Source organism: Mycobacterium sp. (assembly GCF_049278535.1).
In the GTDB taxonomy this organism is placed as follows: domain Bacteria; phylum Actinomycetota; class Actinomycetes; order Mycobacteriales; family Mycobacteriaceae; genus Mycobacterium.
The window spans coordinates 1-2,937 of record NZ_JBAPMI010000064.1; the positions used below are offsets into that span (position 1 = coordinate 1).

The window sequence follows — 2,937 nt, forward strand, 5'->3', positions numbered from 1 at the left end:
CCCGACGATGACGGGTCGAAGGCCACCGGCGAGACGGTCAGCTCCCGAAAGTCGATCAGCAGCGCCGTCGACTCTTGGCCAAACAACGACGACAGCTGATCGAGTAAACCCGTTGGGGCGCCGACATACTCGTTCTCGGCGCGCTGGGCCAGACGTGCCTGATCCAGCCGGCCGATATGCAGACCGGTAGTCAGCGCGCCCAGCGCCGCGCACTCCAACGCGGCCGACGAGGACAGACCCGACCCCATCTCGACCTCGCTGCTGATCGACATCGCCCCGCCGGGCACCGGATGTCCGGCGGAACGCAGCGCCCACACCACGCCGGCCACATAGGCCGCCCACCCGGTCACCTCACCGGGCTTGGTGGTCAACGGAATTGGCACCGAGCCGTCGGCAAGGTCGCTGGAAACGGTCAGAGCGCCAACCTCGGAAGGTTCAAAAGCGACGGTCGTGCGCTGCGGCAATGCGATCGGCAATGCCCAGCCGAGGTTGTAGTCGGTGTGCTCGCCGATCAAATTGATCCGCCCTGGGGCCGAGTAGCGGATCGTCACGCGAGGTCTCGCAGGCGCGAAGCAACAGCCTCGGGCACCACGTCGGTGATGAACGCATCCATCGCCGATTCGGATGCCGCCAAATACTTCAGCGCGGTGGCGCTGCGCCGGATCGACATCAGCTCAACGTGGAGGTAGCCCTCCCGCAGCGCGTCGGTGTCGGCGTACTGGTGCAACGCCGAAATGTAGGGCAGCGGGCCGGAATACATCCGGTCGAACCTCCGCAGGATGTCGAGGTAGATCTGGGCGAAGCCGTCGAGTTCGTCATCGGTGAGATCAATGAGGTTGTGCACGAACCTGTTCGGGTAGATGTGTACTTCGACCGGCCAGCGCGCAGCGAACGGCACGAACGCGGTGAACAGCTCGGTGCGCGCCACCACCCGGCTGCCGTCGGCAACTTCGGCGGCCAACAGGTCGGCGAACAGGTTGCCGCCGTTATACAAAGCAGCCTGCTGCATCATGGCCGCGGTCCGCGGCGTCACATACGAGTAGCCGTAAATCTGGCCGTGCGGGTGGGCCAGCGTAACGCCGATTTCTTCGCCGCGGTTCTCGAAGCAGAACACCTGCTGCACGCCCGCCAGCGCCAGCAACGCGCACGTCCGTTCCCGCCACGCGTCGACCACCAGCCGCGCATGCGGCGCCGACAATTCGGCGAACGATCCGGTGTGGTTGCTGGAGAAGCAGATCACCTCACAGCGTCCGACCCCCGGCGCTGGTGCGAAACCGTGCGGCACCGAAGCAGCAGACCCCGCGCCGGACAGGCTCGGGAACCGGTTCTCGAAAACGACGACGTCGTAGTCGGGCGCGGGCACCTCACTGGTCAACCCGGTCGGCCCCGGGCACAGCGGACACTGGTCCGGCGGCGGCTTATAGGTGCGGTCCTGACGCCGCGCGGCGATGATCACCCACTGCCCGGTGGTCTGGTCGAACCGCAACTGCGACTGCCCCGGCTCGAACGGCGGCAACGGCCGGCGGTCGGCCACCGGCGCGGGTGTGTGGCCGGGCAGCGAAAAGAACAACAACTCGCGGCCATCGGCCAGCGTCGTTCGCGTGCTCATTGGGCTCCATCTTGGTCGCTGTGCCAGAGTCAAGTGCACGAGACACGCATTCCGCGGAAGAGAGGCTGGCCAGGGGTGTTCGGTGACGCCACCGCGCTGTACGAGCGGACGCGTAACTGGACGGTCGGATCGGACCCCGGGCTGCTACGGCTGCGGATGGCCACCCGCACCACCGGTGCGCTGGCGACCGCTCTGCTGGCCCTTTTCCTGCTGACCAAGGCCACCGGGCAGCCGCTGACGGTGGCGTTGCTCGGGGCGCTGATCACGATGGTCTCGGCGCGTTCGGTCAACGAACCCGATCCGCGGCGACAGCGGATCACCATCGCGCTGCTGCCGTTGCCGACCGCACTGGCCATCACCGCGGCGGCGCTGGTAGCACCGCACCCGGTGATCGGCGACGTTCTGTTCGTGTTGGTGGTCTTCGTTGCGGCATACGCACGCCGCTTCGGCCCGCGCGGAACGACGCTGGGCATGGTCACCTTCATGGCGTACTTCTTCTCGCTCTATCTGCGCGCGCAGTTGTCCGAGCTGCCGTGGCTGATCGGCGCGACACTGGTCGGAACGCTCTGCAGCTTCATCTGGAGCATCTTCATCATGCCCGATCGACCGGAAAGTGTTCTGCGGGAAAATATTCGGTCGCTTCGCGCCCGGATGGCGATCGTCGTCGACACCACCGCCGATACCGTGCGGATCGGCAACCCCGACGAGCGACGGCAGCGCCGGTTACGGATCCGAACACGCCGGCTCAACGAAACGGCGTTGTTGGTCCAGGCCCAGATCGAAGACCGGGTCAATCCGAGTGTGCTGTGGCCGGGAGTCAGCGGCGAGGACCTCGCGCTGTGGCTGTTCGACGCCGAACTGACCGTGGAACGCCTCGCTACTGCGGGCACCCGGGCGGCCTTCGCCGACATTCCCGCCGCCACGCGTGCCGAATTGGCCGACACCGTGGCCCTGCTGTCACGAGCCATCCGGACACCGCACACCGAATCCCTGCGGCCGACCGCGCAGCTTGCTCAGCAGCTGCTCGATGCGACGCCAGACCTACCGGTGCGCCGCTTGGCGCTGGCCATCGTCGACACCGCGAAAGCCACGGCCGAAGTGCGCAAGCGAATCGAACGCGTCGCGACGGATGCGACCGAGCAACCGCCGGCACCACCAGACGAGCAGCAGCTCAACGCGGGCCTACTTCCGACCACGCGGCAAGCAATTCAGGTGGCCGTCGCCGCTGCGCTGGCCATCGTTGTCGGCGAGGAAGTTTCACCGTCGCACTGGTATTGGGCGGCGATCGCCGCATTCGTGATTTTCGCCGGTACCAACTCGTGGGCCGA

General features: G+C 66.7%; 2 protein-coding genes and 1 pseudogene. 1 reads left to right on the forward strand and 2 read right to left on the reverse strand.

Features of this window, described 5'->3' with window-relative positions; genetic code table 11:
- Positions 1 to 551, reverse strand: a 551-nt coding sequence (locus tag WAO18_RS03660; protein WP_422203986.1) for a galactokinase family protein, incomplete at its 3' end; no start/stop codon positions are given.
- The gene (galT, locus tag WAO18_RS03665; protein WP_422203988.1) at positions 548 to 1,609 is read right to left on the reverse strand and encodes a galactose-1-phosphate uridylyltransferase; all 1,062 of its coding nucleotides are present in this window, start codon (positions 1,607 to 1,609) and stop codon (positions 548 to 550) included. The genes galT and WAO18_RS03660, both read right to left, overlap by 4 nt.
- Before the next feature lie 156 nt (positions 1,610 to 1,765).
- On the opposite strand from galT, the pseudogene WAO18_RS03670 reads away from it, so the two are divergent.
- Positions 1,766 to 2,937, forward strand: a pseudogene (locus tag WAO18_RS03670) (FUSC family protein); the annotation flags it as partial.